The sequence below is a fragment of the Vibrio sp. T3Y01 genome, from assembly GCF_013114525.1.
Taxonomy (GTDB): Bacteria; Pseudomonadota; Gammaproteobacteria; order Enterobacterales; family Vibrionaceae; genus Vibrio; species Vibrio chagasii_B.
In genome coordinates, this window is record NZ_VTXJ01000002.1 from 35666 (window position 1) to 51574 (window position 15909).

A 15909-nucleotide genomic window follows, 5' to 3' on the forward strand; every position below is an offset into this window, starting at 1 on the left:
ATACTAACAATAGGATCGTGACCATGAAGCGTCTTACCCTGACACCTATAGCAATCGCGTTGCTTCTTGCAGGATGCAACTCATCTGATAGCGACAATAACTTCCAACAACCCCAAGTTCACTCTCGTGTTCATGATGTATTGAACGTTGAAGGTTACCAATTCCGAGATTCTAACGGCAATGGAACACTTGAACCCTTTGAAGACTGGCGATTATCTCCAGAAGAGCGAGCAGCAGACTTGGTTAGCCGAATGACGCTAGATGAGAAAGCCGGCATGATGCTCATTGACACCTTAAACTCGTCTGAAGGTGGGCTTGTTAGCAGCACAGGGCAAGACATGATTGCCGATGCCCAAATGACACGTTTTATCTTCCGTAACAGCGTAGTTGAAACCCCAACTAACACTCCTGATTGTGATGCTGGACGTTCAGGTTGTCAGATAACCCCAACAGAAGCTGCCCAGTTCATGAATAGCGTTCAAGAACTGCGTGAACAGACGCGAATGGGTATCCCCGCTCTATTCAAATCCAATGCCCGTAACCATATTGATCCATCAGCAAAAGCAGGGATCAACGTTTCTTCAGGAGCATTTTCTGCTTGGCCTAAAGAGGCAGGTTTAGCAGCAACTCGCGACATGGATTTGATCACTGAATTTGCCGGCATCATGAATGAAGAATGGTCTTCAATTGGCCTGCGGAGTATGTACGGATACATGATGGATTTGGCGACAGAACCTCGCTGGTATCGAGTACACGAAACCTTTACCGAAGATGCCGATTTAGCGTCTGACATTATGCGTTCACTGATCAAAGGGTTGCAGGATGGCGGTGAGATTAACGAAGACAGTATCGCGCTAACAATCAAACACTTCCCTGGAGGCGGTCCACAAGAAAACGGTGGTGACCCACACTATGACTTTGGTAAGAACCAAGTCTATCCAAAGAACAATTTTGATTACCACCTAAAACCGTTTATTGCCGCGATTGAGGCTGGCGCTTCTTCAATAATGCCTTACTACGGCATCCCTGTAGATCAAAAGTGGATGCCAAACGATGTTGGTATGTCCTTTTCAAAAGGCATTGTCACCGACCTGCTCAGAGACGAATTGGGCTACACAGGTAACGTGAACTCAGATACCGGCATTATTGGTGAGCGAGCATGGGGTGTAGAACACAAAACGATTGATGAGCAAGTTGCAATGGCGGTCGACGCTGGAGTCGATGTTCTTTCAGGTTTCCATGATAAAGAAGTCATCGTGAAACTGGTCGAAAAGGATCTGATCACCGAAGAGCGTGTCGACCTATCAGTAACACGCTTACTTGAAGAACAATTCAAGCTTGGCCTTTTCGAAAACACTTATGTTGACGAGAAAAAAGCCCAAGAGATTTTAGGCAATGAGAAGTACCAAGAACGCGCTGATTACGCACAGAAAAAGTCTGTCGTCTTACTTCAAAATACCAATAAGACTTTACCTCTAGCTGAATCAACCGCACAAAATCCTGTTGCTCTGTATGTCATGGGAATGGACGAAAACATTGCTGGAGACGACAAGTACAACTTTACCGTGACTTCTGGAGATTACGAAGCGGGAGAAACGCGTCCACCAGCACCAGCCGATACGGACTATGCGGTTATTCGTGTTCGCGTATCTAACGAAGGTTCAGATCCTGACCTTATCTTTGGTGGTGCGAACCCAGATGAACTCGATATTCTTGCATTCAGTGAAATGGCTACAGCGGCATCTTGGCATATTGAACCAAGCCTAAGCGACATCAAAGCCGTTATGAACGAAGTGGGTGCTGACAAAACGGTCTTGTCCATCAACTTTAGACAACCCTTCGTGCTAGACGATCAAAGTAATCTTAAGCAAGCCGGTGCCGTGATAGCCACATTTGGAGTCTCGGACAACAACCTCATGGAAGTGCTTTCAGGCAACTTTGCTCCTCAAGGAAAACTGCCATTTGCTTTAGCAAACAGCGCCCAAGCCATTCAAAACCAAGACTCAGATTACCCTGGGTATGATCAAGCCGACACCCTTTACCCGTTCGGACATGGTTTAAGTTACGAATAATATTTGAGCTAATTCAGGCAGTGTGAGCACTGCCTTTCCTTCTTAGATACCAAGGACAAAGTCATGGAACATATCTTACAACTGAGTTGGGATGACAACGCTATTCCACATAAAATCTGGATAGAACAATACTACGATGGGTGTCGTATCTGCTTGAAAGTCGTCAAAGACGTTGAGCCAGAAATGCTCTCACTGATTGTGCCAAATATTGATGTGCAAACCACTCATAAGGCGTGGCAAGGCAAAGCGACGAACATTACACCAGCCTATGATGACGGCGTGTTATTCACTCAAACTCGCTCGCTATTCAATTTGCCTCATGGCTGCGTAATCTGGGCGGTAACACATATCCAGATGCAAAACGGCTTAAAAATGTCAGCAGACAAATTGTGTTTCGTACCAAAATACAGCAATCAAGATTCTTGTTTTAAGGTTCCGGCATAACGCAGCGAGAAGCTGAGTCGCTTATCCAACTTGGTGCTAATCTGCAAAAGAACCATAAAAAAGGCCAGCGTATAAACGTTGGCCATACTGCTATCTGTTACTCGTCAGAATTCAGAACTAATCAATCAACACCAAAGAATCGAGAATCCCTTTTCCACTGTGGATTCCACCTTCATTTTCGCTAGCGGGTTTGCTGCGGATTAAATAGCCCGCGTAGCCGTCTAGCTCTGTTACTGGTTCACCTTTGTAGTAAGCGGTGAACAAACCCACTTCGCTGACCAAATCTGTCACTAGCGTTTGTTGAGTGTCACGCACTGCAATAGTCGGCAAGTCACGTTCATGCGGGTACAAGCGCTGCATCAATGCCCACGCGTCGTACTCTTCTGGCTTAAGTTGCCTCAGCTGTTCACTGATATCGTCACCAAATACACAATGACCGCCGCCCTCACCTTGGTTTTTTAGCACCCATTCTTGCTTATCAGCTTGTGTGTTAAACCATTCAATCGATTCACGGGTGATTGGCTTCATGTCGGCTAAAACACCCTTCACCAATTCCGCTTCTTCTAGCGTTAAACCCCAGCGTGCGTATTCTGTTGCTGGCATCATGGTCAGCAGCATTTGCATGGTTTTACTGGTCGCTAACTGTTGGCTGATAGTCGCGTTCATTGCGACATGGTGTTGTTCCATAAATAAGCGAGTCTGACTTAGCGTGTGGCAACAAACCGATTCATTGAGTTCTGGAGCCCAGTAATCTGAATACTGATAACCAGCTCTTAGATACACCACATCGACCGCGCCAACATCTTGCAGCAACAAACGTTGGTTATCTCCTGTTGAAAGCTGACAGCTCAACTGTTCAAAAGTACGACGCACCGTGCGAATACCTTGCTTTTGCAGTTCAACTTCAAGCAAATGTTGGTCATATACATTGTCTTCGTTCTTCTGCACCACCATCAAGAAAACTGGTTCATCTTGCTCATTAAAATCGTTTTTCACTTGCCTAGCCGTCGTCGCAATACCATAAGCTAGCTGAGCTAAACCTTGGTTCTCTGCTGGTGTTGCTGACGGGTCTTCTAGCCAGTTCTTGTACGTTTCTGGCCATTGGTTTTGCATGTATGAGTGGAATTCTGTTGCTCGCTGACCAAATGGTGCCATGCCTGCTGCAATACCATTGAATTCAATGACTTTTGCGCCATGTTGGCGATCGTCCATAAAATCGGTTCGCATCAATAGCAAAGGTTGCCGAGCAGGGCTCAAGCGTTCATCAGCACTGCCATGAGCTTGTTGATGAAGTGCCATCAAGCGACCAAAAAACGGGTCGGCTTGCGCCATATCACTCAATGAAGATTGTAAGAAATCATGGTCTTCCGATACGTTACTGATCAGCTTGGTAATGAGCGGAGTGACGCGGCGCAGGTGTTGATAAACCTCACGTTCCATTGTCATTGGCGCAATACTGAAAGGACAATGCCTAGCGGTATTATCTGACTGGCGAAACGCAACGCCGTGCATGATCGCCCACTCACAGGCATCTTCTATTATTTGTTGCGGAATCAATGACACTGGCATTGGATTCATTTTAATCTCTCACTATTATCGGGAATTACGCCCCCAATTAAGACGATGCTCAGTCTGAAAAGGCGAACGAAAAACGAAAAATATTTTATGAATTACAATGTATTCAACCACCATCTACTCTTGAGTGTCTTGCGTGTTGTTAACAATCAGCTCTCGCAGCCAGCGATGGCTAGGCTCAGAGTCAAAATAACGGTGCCACAACAAGAATAACCCGCCCGGTACCAAATCAATGGGAACTGGCTTCATCACTAGTTCACCACTATCGATATAATCACGTACCGAGTTGTATGGATAGCACATCAACAGGTCGCTCTGCTTACATAGTTTAATGGCACTAGTGATATCCGACACGTTAGCGGCCTTGTTGATCTCTAACTGCTTAGCGTTAAGCACTTCCATCAATAACCAGTCGCCCGCTCCGCCCGTCACCAATTGTATGTGTCGATATTTGAGAAAAGTGTCGAGGTTCCACTCTTCTTGCAAAGCGGGGTGATCATTACGCATCAAACAAACGGAATAATCCAAACACAGCTCAACATAATCCAGTTCATCCGGAATACATTGCACATGGGTTGAGGCTCGTTCATCTAATTCAAAAATACCGATACCAAAATCGACTTCGCGCTTGAGTAAACGTTTGAAACTATCACTACTCCACGTTGAGCTATTGATGGTGATATGAGGCGCATCGGCAAGCGCGGTTGGCATGAATTGCGGATAAACTGCTGTGTAGGCGGTCTCAACAAGGTCTATAGTGAAAGTACGCTCACTCTCCTTAGGATCAAACACCTCAGGGACCGTCAGTTTCTCGATTTGCAGTAAGATTTGGTGGATCTTAGGCGCTAATACCAGTGCTTTTGGGGTTGGGAATAGACCTTTAGACTCACGCTCAAACAGCGGGTCGTCAAACAAAGCTCGGAGCTTGGTGAGTTGTTTGCTTACCGCAGATTGGCTCAAAAACAGCCGCTCTGCCGTTTTGCTTACGCTGCGTTCTTCAATCAAAACATGTAAGCACAACAGCAAATTCATATCGCATTTAAGTAAGCTTTTAACATCGACCATGATATTCCCCAAATTCAGGTTAATGATGATTATTTGTCACTTTAAATCATATCATGCTCTTGGTAAATTTAGCGCATGTGAGTTAACACACTCAAAGAATAATAGAATTAAGGAATACTCATGGATTTTCTAGCATTACCAAAGATTGACTTACACTGCCACCTAGACGGAAGTGTTCGCCCAGATACGATTATTGATCTAGCAAAACAATACAATATCGAACTACCTGAAGACCGTGATGCGGTTGTTCAATCTCTAACTGTGCCTGAAGATTGCAAGAACCTTGATGAGTACCTAGCTTGCTTTAGCCTGCCACTGCAAGTGATGCAAACGGAAGAAGCGATTGAGCGTATCTCTTTTGAGCTTTACGAAGACGCAGCACTAGAAAACGTTAAGTACCTAGAAGTTCGTTTCGCACCAATCCTGCACGTCAATAAAGGTCTGTCTCTTGACGCGATCATTGCAAGTGCAGTGAAAGGCATGAAGCGTGCTGAAGAGAAATACGACATCAAGGGCAACTACATTATGTCTGTACTGCGTATGTTCCCTAAAGATTCAATCAAAGACGTGATAGATGCAGGTAAGCCATACCTTGGTAAAGGCGTAGTGGCATTTGATATCGCTGGCGGTGAAAAGCCAGGTTTCTGTGCAGAGTTCCCTGAATACACGCAATACGCTATCGAGCAAGGCTACCGAGTGACGGTTCACGCTGGTGAGCAATGGCATGGTCAGAACGTTTACGATGCAGTAACTATGCTAGACGCAGAGCGTATCGGCCACGGTGTTCACATCCAAGGCAACGAAGATGCGTACAACATCGTTAAAGAGAAGCAAGTTGCACTAGAAACTTGCCCAACAAGTAACGTGCAAACTAAGTGTATTCACCAATTCAGCGACCACCCAATTGCTGAATTCAAGAAAGACGGCATCGTTGTAACGATCAACACAGATAACCGTACAGTGTCGAACACAACCATGACTAACGAAGTGAAACGTGTGTGTGAAACCTTCGGTCTAACAAAAGAAGATTACGCAGAAATCTACAAGTACTCTGTAGAAAGCGCTTTTGCTTCAGACGAAGTGAAACAGCACTTGATGGGTTTCGTTGAGCAAATCTAATTTAAGCAATCTTGATTGCTAAGTAGAAAAACAGGAAGAGAAAGGCTGAGGCTTTTCTCTTTTTTTATGCCCGAAAATCGCTAATCTTGCAGTATTCGTCATTTAGACCGAGACTCTCGGAAAGTGGGCAAGCATGAGTAATACAAACGTTAAAACTGAACTAGAAAAGATGCTATCTGGGCAAGTATATAATGGTGCAGACCAAGAAATTGAAACCATGCGTTCCAATGCCAGAAAGTCGCTAATGGCTTTCAACAGCCACCAAGACCCAGACCAGCAACACACATTGCAAGAGCAGCTATTTGGTAAGGTTGGTAGCAGCAGCTTAATCCAGCCCCCTTTTCATTGTGAGTTTGGTAAAACAATCGAGATTGGTGACGACACCTTCATCAACATGAATGTGGTGATGCTTGACGGTTCCAACATCAAAATTGGCAACAATGTATTGGTGGGGCCAAGTGTCCAGTTTTACACTGCTTCTCACTCACTGAACCACCTCAGTCGTCGCAAGTGGGAAACTTTCTGTCTACCTATCGCAATCGAAGATGATGTCTGGATTGGTGGAAACTCGGTGATTAACCAAGGCGTGACCATTGGTGCTCGCTCTGTGATCGCAGCCAACTCTGTGGTCAACAGTGATGTACCACCAGACTGCTTGTACGGCGGCACACCAGCAAAGCTGATTCGACACTTGAATGCCGAACAAGCCCACGACTAAAAAGCAAATTGCGTATCCAAATCTAAAAACAAAAAGAGCCATGTTTCAATAACATGGCTCTTAATCTAATAAACAGCGTTGTTCTATCGTACGGTTAACTTTCTACTCAGTTCATCTCATTCACTGCTCAGAGGCCTGCAATGGGCTCCGCTCTAAAGCCTTCTCATACTCACTTTGTGGTGAGCTAAGGTAGGTATTTTTCACGAAATCCTTCCACCCTGAAAATAGCGACTCTATCGGCTCATTCGTTATTCCAGACACATCACCGTTACTCTTTATGAGCTTGATAAAAGCCTCCTCCCCCCAAGAACGCTCGATAAACTCACCGATGGTATAACCGACTTCATAGATTGTTGAACCACCATTAGGGTTGATATATAACTCTTGAATAAGCCCATCAAAACGGGCTTTGATGGCATTCCTGTTATTCATGTGGAACCAATAATCTTCAGATTTATAGATAGCCACCGCTTCCCACAACCAACGAGGGTTATTCGCAAAATTGGGGTTGATTTGAAGTGTCAGTAAGTGCACAAACTCATGCAATGCTGTTCGTTGGATTTCACCACCAAAATAAAGCAGCCTGATTTCATTACTTTGAGGCTCGATATACCCAGTAGAAAATGCATATCGCTGTCCAATGCTACGCTCTTGCTCATCTAAGTAGGCCTTTTGGCTTTGCCATACTCTCACCGTTATGACCGGTATTGAGCCCAGGCCGAAGCTCTTCATCAAAGGCGCCTGTTTGAGTATTAGCTCGTTGTGAATACTTGGAATTATCGCAGGTGAAGTTCCATCGTAAAGGACAAACTTGAACTGTCCTTTATCTGATTCATAGCAACTATCACATGCTTGCTCACCGCGAATTTGAAGCACGAAAGCCACGACTAAAACCAGTACCGACATAGTTAAAAACAAGAATGTAACGATAGACTTAAGTGGGTATCTTTTCATTTTCTACATCCTCAAATTTAACTCAATCGCCAAGGTGTCAATCGATTAAATTAACGCCAAGCGCCTGCAAGCTGTTTTCACACTGAGCGGCATCGGTAAACTGAATACCAGCCATGCCTACAGCCTTTGCCCCTTCAACGTTATAGGACATATCATCGATGAAGACGGTTTCTGAAGCTTCAAGCCCATTATTAGATAACAGCGCTTGGTAGATTGCAGGTTGTGGCTTAAGCATGCCCAATTCAGCAGATACTGCCGCACCATCAAATAACGGCCAAAATTCGTAGGTCTTTTTCAAGTACTCGACAATCTCGACCACATTATCGGTCAGCGCATACACGCCATAGCCAGAGCGCTTTACACGCTCAATGAGTTCTACAGAACCATGCAGTAAGATCTGCGTTTGTTTAACGTAATAAAACAAGCGGTCACACTCTAATGGAGATAAGTCAAGTTCTTGTTGATAACGAAGCTTGGCCTCACTTTCGGTCAAAAAACCTTTATTCAAATCCAACCAAATCGTGCTTTGGAAAATATTACGAGCTCGAGACTCCAAGTCTTCAGTATCACCAAAAGTAAGACGGGCAATTTCCAGAGGTGCCCAACGCACAATGACATTACCCACATCAAACACCACATTTTTGATTTCATTAGAACTCATACATACTCCTGTGATCGCCATGTTATTGATGGAAAAAAGACACAAAGTGCCACGCATCAAGATTCATGACGAACGTTTATAAATTAAAAGTATCGAATAGAATATACAACCAATGGAGTACAAAAAAGGCCATCATTACGATGGCCTTCTCATTATTTACAAGTGAGCAAACTATCAACACAAATCGGCTTCAGATGACACGATCGTTGGCGCGCCAGCTGTTTCCACACAATATTGGCAGTGGATTGCTATACGTTTATCTATGAGCAGTATATTAAGTCCCATTCTATACCCTTCCCCTATTTTGATGACGTAGAATGCACATTTTGGCTTTCTAGTTTAGCCTCTATTCTCTTGAGTTCACAAGATACGCATTCACGATTAAGCCTCAAAATGCACCGACTTAAGCGGTTTAATAAGACTCATTTCTCATCCTCCAAATGCCCTTATGTGTTATAATTCTTAGTCTCTCAAAGCGTGCTGAATCCCTGATTTAGTTCACTATTCTTTAACCACAGTGAATCCACTTTAACGTTATCGAACTATGAAAAAATACGAATTAGTTGTCCAAGATATTGTGAGTAAGATCTGTCAAAACAGTATCAGCCATAAGCTTCCTGCTGAAAGAGAACTGTCTGAAATATATGGATTATCTCGTTTCACGATTCGTAAAGCACTAGCTAAGCTAGAGGCTATTGGCATGGTGAAATCTAAGGTGGGTTCTGGTTATTTCGTCAACACTTCTCTCATTGGTACACCACTAGTCTACAACTCCATCACTGAAAACAGTTTTGAAGAGATCTCTTATAAAAAGCTCCAGCTGAATAAAGCGCTACCCGATAACCACGAACAGCAGATTTTTTCTTTAGACGACAATGACTACATTTGGAAAATTCGACGTCTTCGATTGATTAACAACAAAGTCGTTCAGATAGAAGAAGCCAAGATCCCTGTCAGTGTCTTCCCAGAGATGAATGCCGAGATCATTGAAAGCTCAATCCAGAAACATGCGCTAGCGAAAGGCCTTCAGATCGATAGCTACTTAACGACGTATCAAGCGATCAACGTTTCTAAGGAAGATGCAGAGTTGCTTGGTTGCAAAAAAAATGCGGCAGCGATGAATATCACCAACCGAGGTTTCTTAGCGTCTGGTGAGTTATTTATAGTCAGCGACATTATTGATATTAATTACCAATGCACCTACCACACGCCTTTTAACAATGAGAGCATGAGCTTCCGAGATAAGAAATAATACTAACCTGAAAATGATACTTATATTGAGTGGGTCAGATTAGTGAATGACTATTAAAATATTAATTTAAATCACCAATAATATAGTCTTGTTAGTACCTAATTTTAATTAGATAATCAAATCAACTCAAAAAAATGGCCGCTTATAGCGACCATTTTATATTATAAATACGAGTTAAGGGGTATGAATTGCGCCATCAGGAAGGCGACTTTGAGTCCACTCGTGGGGGCGATACATAACAGGGAACTCGGCTGCAACCTCTCGGTCGATTTCAACACCAATACCTGCGATTTCTGAAGCGTATAAGTAGCCATTAATTGGCTCTGCAGCGTTCGGGAATACCTTGAGCGTATTCTCGTTGTATTCGACATGCTCTTGAATCGCTGCATTATGTAAATGCACGTTCAAATGCGTATTCACCGCAGCGCCAATTGGCGTCATATCTGGCGGACAGTGCCACGCAATACGTACACCGAAGTTCTGGCATAGATGCCCGAGTTTCAGAGCGGGCGTAATACCACCGATTTGTGAAACATGGCAACGGATGAAGTCGATTCGACGATTCGCGATTAGAGACTTCCACTCTTCAGGGTTATTAAATAACTCACCTAAGCCCAATGATACTGAGCTTTGGCTACGAATATTGTCTAGCCATTCCGTTTGATTTGGCGGAAGAATATCTTCAATGAAGTACGGCTTATATTGCTCCACTTCTTTCGCAAATTGTATCGCTTGATTTGGGAAAAGACGCTCGTGAACATCATGAAGAATATGGAATTGATTACCATACTTCTCTCTCAACGACTTAAACATGGTTAGCGTGTTGTCCATGTACTGATCTTGGTCGTAGTACGAGCCTTCAGTCGGGCTTTGAGTGGTATGCAAATCGGTTGGAACGCCACCATAGAAACCAAGCTGACAACGAATGTGCTTGTAGCCTTTGTCTAAGAAAGATTCCACCAGCTCATAAATACCTTCCATTGTGTCGCTAGTCGCGTGTGTGTATACAGGAATAGCATCTCGAGACTTACCACCAAATAACTGGTGTAACGGCATACCCGCCAATTTGGCTTTAATATCCCACAGTGCCATATCAACACCGGAAATTGCATTATTGATAACAGGGCCATTTCGCCAATAAGCGTTGACCATCATCATTTGCCATAAGTCTTCAATATTATTGGCATTTTTACCAATAAGAATAGGTTTTAAATATTCATCGACCATTGTTTTTACAGCAAGCGGTCTTTGTTGGAATGTCGCACAACCAAAGCCAGTCACACCTTCATTCGTTTCAACTACCACGGTAATGAGGTTGTGTCTGTCTGGTTTAGTAATAATACAATGGATATCGGATATAATAGTTTCTTTCACAATTAAATAACCTAAACTTAAGTCAACTCCTATTATCTAACCGCTTTAAAAATCACATTTCAAGCGCTAATTTTTGCCCAAAAATAATTGGTACGTTAAGTGTTTTTTTTTGATAAACAAAACATACCAATTGGCAAAAAACGCTGAAAAATTAATTTTTCGAATTTTAAATGTGATTGAGATCTCTTTTTTCTCCGTTGGATTTAAATTGGTTGTCGTTATGATTTCTCGAGTTAAATATTTCCAATAACAGGTGTAGTATGCAAATGGTAGAAAAGAGTGATGCCGTTGTGAATAACTCTAAGTCATCATCGAAAAAGAAAAATTTCAACGAAAATATACAGTTATTAGTCACCGCTGTTGGTGGTGAAGACAACATCGTGAGTATCACGCACTGTATGACAAGGTTGCGCTTCAAATTAGCAGACGAATCACTGGTAGACGAAGAAGCGATCAAGCAGATCGCAGATGTGAAAGGTGTTGTCCTTCAACAGGGCCAAACTCAAGTCATCATCGGTGTTGAGGTAGAGAAGTGGTTCAACGCACTCTCAAACACTCAGCAAGCTGACGCGACTCCTGCTGATGAGCTAGAGAAAGGCAAGCTATTCCAAGGTGTGATGCGCATTGTCGCGGGCATCTTTGGTCCTGTTGTTCCAGCCATTGCTGGTGCCGGTATGCTCATGGGTCTGCTATCGGGCCTTATTGCTACCAATGTTATCTCTGAAACCTCAGACACGGTTTACTTCTTCCGTTCAATTTCTGTTGCTGTGTTCTTCTTCTTACCTATGCTGGTCTCTTTCTCTGCCGCCAAGGTCTTTAAAGTAAACGAATATATTGCGCTTGCTGTCTCTTCTGCAATGCTAGCGCCTTTGCTCGTTGATAAAGCAACAATGCTAAAAGACGCAGGCGCTGCTCCGGAGCTGACGGTTCTTGGCGTGGTTCCGATTGAGCTGCTCAACTACGGCGGCGCTATCGTACCGGCGATTCTTGCTATCTGGTTATTGTCTAAAGTGACTCCGTTAGTTGACCGTCTAGTACCATCTTCTGCGAAGCCTGTATTTACACCACTGTTGGCCTTTACGGTAACTTCAACCATCACACTATCTTTTGTTGGTCCTGCAGGTATCTGGCTAAGTAACGGTGCAGGCTGGGTGATGAGTTCACTACTGGAGATCTCTCCGACATTAACGGGCTTTGTGTTTGGTCTAACTCGCCCAATTACCATCGTATTTGGTATCCACCACAGCATGACGCCGATCAGCCTGAACAACTTTGCACTGTATGGTAAGGATCTACTGATGCCGATTATGTGTTTGGGTAACATGGCAATTGCTGGCGCGACAATGGCTATCTGGCACAAGCAACGTAAAACGGTTTCTAAAGAGCAATCTTCAATTACGATGGGTTCAAGTGTTACCGCTATCTTAGGCATCACGGAGCCAGCTCTATTTGGTGTACTAACGAAATACACCAAAGCGATGATGACCGCGAGTTTGGCTGCAGGTGTGTTCGGTGCTATCTCGGTAACAATCGATACGCACTTAACAAGCTACATTCTTTCTTCTGTATTCAGCTTGCCAGCTTACCTTGCAAGCGGTACACAAAACTTCCTTCAGGCAATTATGGGCGTGGTGGGTGTATTCGCACTCTCTTTTGTTCTAACCATGTTGTTCGTAAAACTAGACAACAAGTAATCGGCTAGTCCCACTCCCGTAAGATTAGAATCGAAAAAGCATGACCATATCTCGTTATGGTCATGCTTTCCTCAATACGAACAAATCCAATCTTTCCTTTCTAAGGCTATATTATGACCCACATCGCAATCATCGGTGAGTGCATGATTGAACTGAATGGATCTCCATTTGGTAACATGCATCAAAGCTATGGTGGAGACACATTAAACGCGGCAATCTATTTGAACCGTAGCGCTGCGGTTAGCAATCCCATGAGCAGTAATAACACTGCGAATCCAGCGATACAAACAAGCTATGTCACGGCGCTAGGCTCAGACGTTATCAGCCAAGAGATGCTTAATCGATGGCAAGATGAAGGACTATCAACCGAGTTCGTGCTTATTGATGAGCAGCGTTCACCCGGGCTCTATCTGATTCAACTCGACGATGTTGGTGAGCGAACCTTCCTATACTGGCGCAACGATTCTGCGGCTCGCTACATGGTACAGCACACCGATTTCGATAAGATAGCGAACCAACTTCGTGACGTTGATATGGTGTTTCTAAGTGGTATTTCCCTCGCGATACTGCCACACAGCGATCAACTAAAGTTGCTCACTATCATAGAAGGCCTACGTGAACGTGGCGTTACCATCGCCTTTGATAGCAACTATCGACCAAAGCTGTGGAGCTCAGAGGCCGCAACTAAAGAATGCTATCTATTAGGTTATAAAACGACCGACATAGCTCTAGTCACGTTCGATGATGAACAACTGTTGTGGGGCGATCAAACACCACAAGACACCATAACAAGGCTGCATGCACTCGGTGTCAAAACCGTTGTTGTCAAGCTTGGAGCTGAAGGCTGCTTGATCAGCGAAAACCCCGCAAATGAGCCCGTAAAAATCACAACGACACCGGTCGAAACTGTGGTTGATAGCACCTCTGCTGGCGACTCTTTTAACGGCGGTTTCTTATCTTGCTATCTCGCTGGAGGTTCTATTGAAGAAGCCTGCCACCAAGGTAATGCATTAGCCAGATTAGTTATTCAACATCATGGCGCAATCATCCCAAAATCCATCACCGACACTCTTTCAAACCCTATTAAGAAGTAAACCATGCCTACAATTAATGACCAATTAAAAGCACTTAAAGTTATCCCTGTTATCGCCATTGATAACGCAGAAAACATCATCCCACTAGGCAAAGTATTGGCAGAGAATGGGCTTCCAGCTGCTGAGATTACGTTCCGTTCAGATGCCGCTGTTGAAGCGATTCGACTGCTTCGCCAAGCACAGCCTGACATGCTGATCGGCGCGGGTACCATCTTGAACCGTAAGCAAGCACTCGCAGCAAAAGAAGCGGGCGCAACCTTTGTGGTATCACCAGGATTCAATCCAAACACAGTTAAAGCATGCCAAGAGATCGGTATCGATATCATTCCAGGTGTGAACAATCCAAGCACCGTTGAAGCGGCACTTCAGATGGGACTAACGACTCTCAAATTTTTTCCTGCCGAAGCCTCTGGTGGCATCAACATGGTTAAATCGCTCGTTGGTCCATACGGCGATATTCGACTCATGCCTACAGGCGGTATCACGCCATCAAACATCGATAACTACTTAGCAGTGCCTCAAGTATTAGCCTGCGGTGGTACGTGGATGGTCGACAAGAAACTCGTTGAAAATGGAGAATGGGACGAAATTGCCCGCCTAACACGCGAGATTGTTGAACAAGTGAATCGCTAAGCAAACTAATCCAAGCCAGCCAAACTGTTCACCAATTTGAGAACACCTTAGATACAAAAAGAGCGAGAAGTTAGCCTCTCGCTCTTTTTTTCATCAACTTACTGTGACAATTGTTGCTCTACAAGCGTCTTCCAAAACCCAACACCGTGTTCCAAAATATTATCGTTAAAATCGTAGTGTGGGTTATGGAGCGCAGTGCCTCCACATTCACCAACACCATTCCCAACTAGCATATAGCACCCTTTTACTTCGCGTAACATGAACGAGAAATCCTCACTAATGGTGAAGCGTTCACAAGCTCCATTCACATTCTCTTCACCAACAACCGCTTGTGCTGCTTTCACTGCATGAGCCGTCTCTTCAGGCGTGTTAATCGTTGATAAGAAGCTGTTGTTGAAGTGGTATTGATAATCAACACCTGCCGACATGCACTGGCCAGCGACGACACGCTCAATCGCTTTCTCAATTTTATGCAATGCTTGATCGGTAAAGCTGCGAGTGTCACCAGAAATAGTCACTTGCGAAGGAATCACATTCACGGTGCCATTAGTAACAAAATTAGTCACCGAGATAACCGCCGTCTCATCAATGGCGCTCAAATTACGCGAAACGATGGTTTGCAGTGCTGTGACCACCTGAGATCCAACAACAATCGGGTCGGTTCCCATGTGTGGCATCGCCGCGTGACCGCCCGTCGCTTTGATCACAATCTCAAAACTGCTTTCACTTGCCATAAGCGAGCTTGGACGAGTCACAAATTTACCTTCTGGGATGCCCGGTAAGTTATGCATCGCGTAAATCGCATCCATATTCCAACGAGTGAACAGGCCATCAGCGATCATCGCTTTCGCTCCTGTGCCTCGCTCTTCATCTGGTTGGAAAATGAAGTACACAGTGCCATCGAATTGCTTACTGGTTGCTAACTCTTGCGCCGCACCCAGTAGCATCGCGGTATGGCCATCATGTCCACAAGCGTGCATCGCTCCTTCATGCTTTGAAGCGTGACAAAAAGTGTTCTTTTCATGAATACGCAGCGCATCCATGTCCGCACGTAGACCAATCGAGCGATCGCTTGTGCCATTTTTCAGAATTCCAAGCACACCTGTCCCGCCAATACCGCGGTGAACTTCAATGCCGAACTCTTCGAGCTTGTTCGCTACGAATTCAGATGTGATGAACTCTTTAGTACCAAATTCTGGGTACTGATGTAAATGGCGGCGCCATTCTGTAACGTTGGCAATGTTAGTCATGGAA

The 15909-nt window shown here is 44.4% G+C and carries 14 protein-coding genes; 8 read left to right on the forward strand and 6 right to left on the reverse strand.

The annotated features are described in order from the left end of the window. Nucleotides 1-23 precede the first annotated feature (23 nt). Together F0232_RS02665 and F0232_RS02670 are read left to right on the forward strand one after the other, a co-directional pair. Entirely contained in the window at nt 24-2072 is a 2049-nt protein-coding gene (locus F0232_RS02665; protein ID WP_105058534.1) for a glycoside hydrolase family 3 N-terminal domain-containing protein, read from the forward strand. Between the two features lie 63 nt (nt 2073-2135). Beyond that, a complete protein-coding gene (locus tag F0232_RS02670) occupies nt 2136-2516 on the forward strand; it encodes a hypothetical protein (RefSeq protein ID WP_061032033.1) in 381 nt (126 codons plus the stop codon). Nucleotides 2517-2633: 117 nt separating this feature from the next. Here the strand turns inward: F0232_RS02670 and F0232_RS02675 are convergent, their stop codons facing one another. After that, on the reverse strand, nt 2634-4085 hold the full coding sequence (locus tag F0232_RS02675; RefSeq protein WP_105058535.1) for a glutathione synthase: 1452 nt from the start codon (nt 4083-4085) through the stop codon (nt 2634-2636). A 123-nt stretch (nt 4086-4208) separates the two neighbouring features. Next, a complete protein-coding gene (locus F0232_RS02680; protein ID WP_105058536.1) occupies nt 4209-5156 on the reverse strand; it encodes a LysR substrate-binding domain-containing protein in 948 nt (315 codons plus the stop codon). A 120-nt stretch (nt 5157-5276) separates the two neighbouring features. Here F0232_RS02680 and add point away from each other — a divergent pair, with 120 nt between their 5' ends. Next, complete coding sequence (gene add, locus F0232_RS02685; RefSeq protein WP_171750666.1) at nt 5277-6275, forward strand: adenosine deaminase; 999 nt, start codon at nt 5277-5279, stop codon at nt 6273-6275. Nucleotides 6276-6408: 133 nt separating this feature from the next. Further along, nucleotides 6409-6993, forward strand: coding sequence for a sugar O-acetyltransferase (locus tag F0232_RS02690; RefSeq protein WP_105058538.1), 585 nt, complete (start codon nt 6409-6411; stop codon nt 6991-6993). Between the two features lie 120 nt (nt 6994-7113). Here the strand turns inward: F0232_RS02690 and F0232_RS02695 are convergent, their stop codons facing one another. After that, nucleotides 7114-7947 carry a hypothetical protein gene (locus tag F0232_RS02695; protein ID WP_105058539.1) on the reverse strand — a complete coding sequence of 278 codons (834 nt, stop codon included), beginning with the start codon at nt 7945-7947 and terminating at the stop codon, nt 7114-7116. A 37-nt stretch (nt 7948-7984) separates the two neighbouring features. Continuing rightward, nucleotides 7985-8608, reverse strand: coding sequence for an HAD family phosphatase (locus F0232_RS02700; protein ID WP_105058540.1), 624 nt, complete (start codon nt 8606-8608; stop codon nt 7985-7987). Between the two features lie 544 nt (nt 8609-9152). Here F0232_RS02700 and F0232_RS02705 point away from each other — a divergent pair. Continuing rightward, nucleotides 9153-9860: a GntR family transcriptional regulator gene (locus F0232_RS02705; protein WP_050052609.1), complete on the forward strand. Its 708-nt coding sequence runs from the start codon at nt 9153-9155 to the stop codon at nt 9858-9860. Between the two features lie 174 nt (nt 9861-10034). Here the strand turns inward: F0232_RS02705 and F0232_RS02710 are convergent, their stop codons facing one another. Continuing rightward, nucleotides 10035-11234 carry an enolase C-terminal domain-like protein gene (locus F0232_RS02710; RefSeq protein WP_105058541.1) on the reverse strand — a complete coding sequence of 400 codons (1200 nt, stop codon included), beginning with the start codon at nt 11232-11234 and terminating at the stop codon, nt 10035-10037. A 260-nt stretch (nt 11235-11494) separates the two neighbouring features. Between F0232_RS02710 and F0232_RS02715 the strand changes: the two genes are divergently transcribed. The 3 genes from F0232_RS02715 (at nt 11495) to F0232_RS02725 (ending at nt 14655) form a co-directional block, all read left to right on the forward strand. Further along, nucleotides 11495-12928, forward strand: coding sequence for a PTS transporter subunit EIIC (locus tag F0232_RS02715; protein ID WP_105058542.1), 1434 nt, complete (start codon nt 11495-11497; stop codon nt 12926-12928). 113 nt (nt 12929-13041) lie between these two features. Further along, nucleotides 13042-14022: a sugar kinase gene (locus tag F0232_RS02720; RefSeq protein ID WP_105058543.1), complete on the forward strand. Its 981-nt coding sequence runs from the start codon at nt 13042-13044 to the stop codon at nt 14020-14022. A 3-nt stretch (nt 14023-14025) separates the two neighbouring features. Beyond that, nucleotides 14026-14655, forward strand: coding sequence for a bifunctional 4-hydroxy-2-oxoglutarate aldolase/2-dehydro-3-deoxy-phosphogluconate aldolase (locus tag F0232_RS02725; RefSeq protein WP_105058544.1), 630 nt, complete (start codon nt 14026-14028; stop codon nt 14653-14655). Nucleotides 14656-14753: 98 nt separating this feature from the next. Here F0232_RS02725 and F0232_RS02730 read toward each other — a convergent pair whose 3' ends face one another. Further along, nucleotides 14754-15905: a M20 aminoacylase family protein gene (locus F0232_RS02730; protein WP_061032021.1), complete on the reverse strand. Its 1152-nt coding sequence runs from the start codon at nt 15903-15905 to the stop codon at nt 14754-14756. Between the last annotated feature and the right edge of the window lie 4 nt (nt 15906-15909).

Excerpts from the sequence above, each read along its gene's own strand:
- add (WP_171750666.1), top strand. The coding sequence starts at position 5,277 with ATGGATTTTCTAGCATTACCAAAGATTGACTTACACTGCCACCTAGAC.
- F0232_RS02715 (WP_105058542.1), top strand. The coding sequence starts at position 11,495 with ATGCAAATGGTAGAAAAGAGTGATGCCGTTGTGAATAACTCTAAGTCA.
- F0232_RS02695 (WP_105058539.1), bottom strand. The coding sequence starts at position 7,947 with ATGAAAAGATACCCACTTAAGTCTATCGTTACATTCTTGTTTTTAACT.
- F0232_RS02665 (WP_105058534.1), top strand. The coding sequence starts at position 24 with ATGAAGCGTCTTACCCTGACACCTATAGCAATCGCGTTGCTTCTTGCA.
- F0232_RS02730 (WP_061032021.1), bottom strand. The coding sequence starts at position 15,905 with ATGACTAACATTGCCAACGTTACAGAATGGCGCCGCCATTTACATCAG.
- F0232_RS02675 (WP_105058535.1), bottom strand. The coding sequence starts at position 4,085 with ATGCCAGTGTCATTGATTCCGCAACAAATAATAGAAGATGCCTGTGAG.
- F0232_RS02700 (WP_105058540.1), bottom strand. The coding sequence starts at position 8,608 with ATGAGTTCTAATGAAATCAAAAATGTGGTGTTTGATGTGGGTAATGTC.
- F0232_RS02705 (WP_050052609.1), top strand. The coding sequence starts at position 9,153 with ATGAAAAAATACGAATTAGTTGTCCAAGATATTGTGAGTAAGATCTGT.
- F0232_RS02690 (WP_105058538.1), top strand. The coding sequence starts at position 6,409 with ATGAGTAATACAAACGTTAAAACTGAACTAGAAAAGATGCTATCTGGG.
- F0232_RS02720 (WP_105058543.1), top strand. The coding sequence starts at position 13,042 with ATGACCCACATCGCAATCATCGGTGAGTGCATGATTGAACTGAATGGA.
- F0232_RS02680 (WP_105058536.1), bottom strand. The coding sequence starts at position 5,156 with ATGGTCGATGTTAAAAGCTTACTTAAATGCGATATGAATTTGCTGTTG.
- F0232_RS02725 (WP_105058544.1), top strand. The coding sequence starts at position 14,026 with ATGCCTACAATTAATGACCAATTAAAAGCACTTAAAGTTATCCCTGTT.
- F0232_RS02670 (WP_061032033.1), top strand. The coding sequence starts at position 2,136 with ATGGAACATATCTTACAACTGAGTTGGGATGACAACGCTATTCCACAT.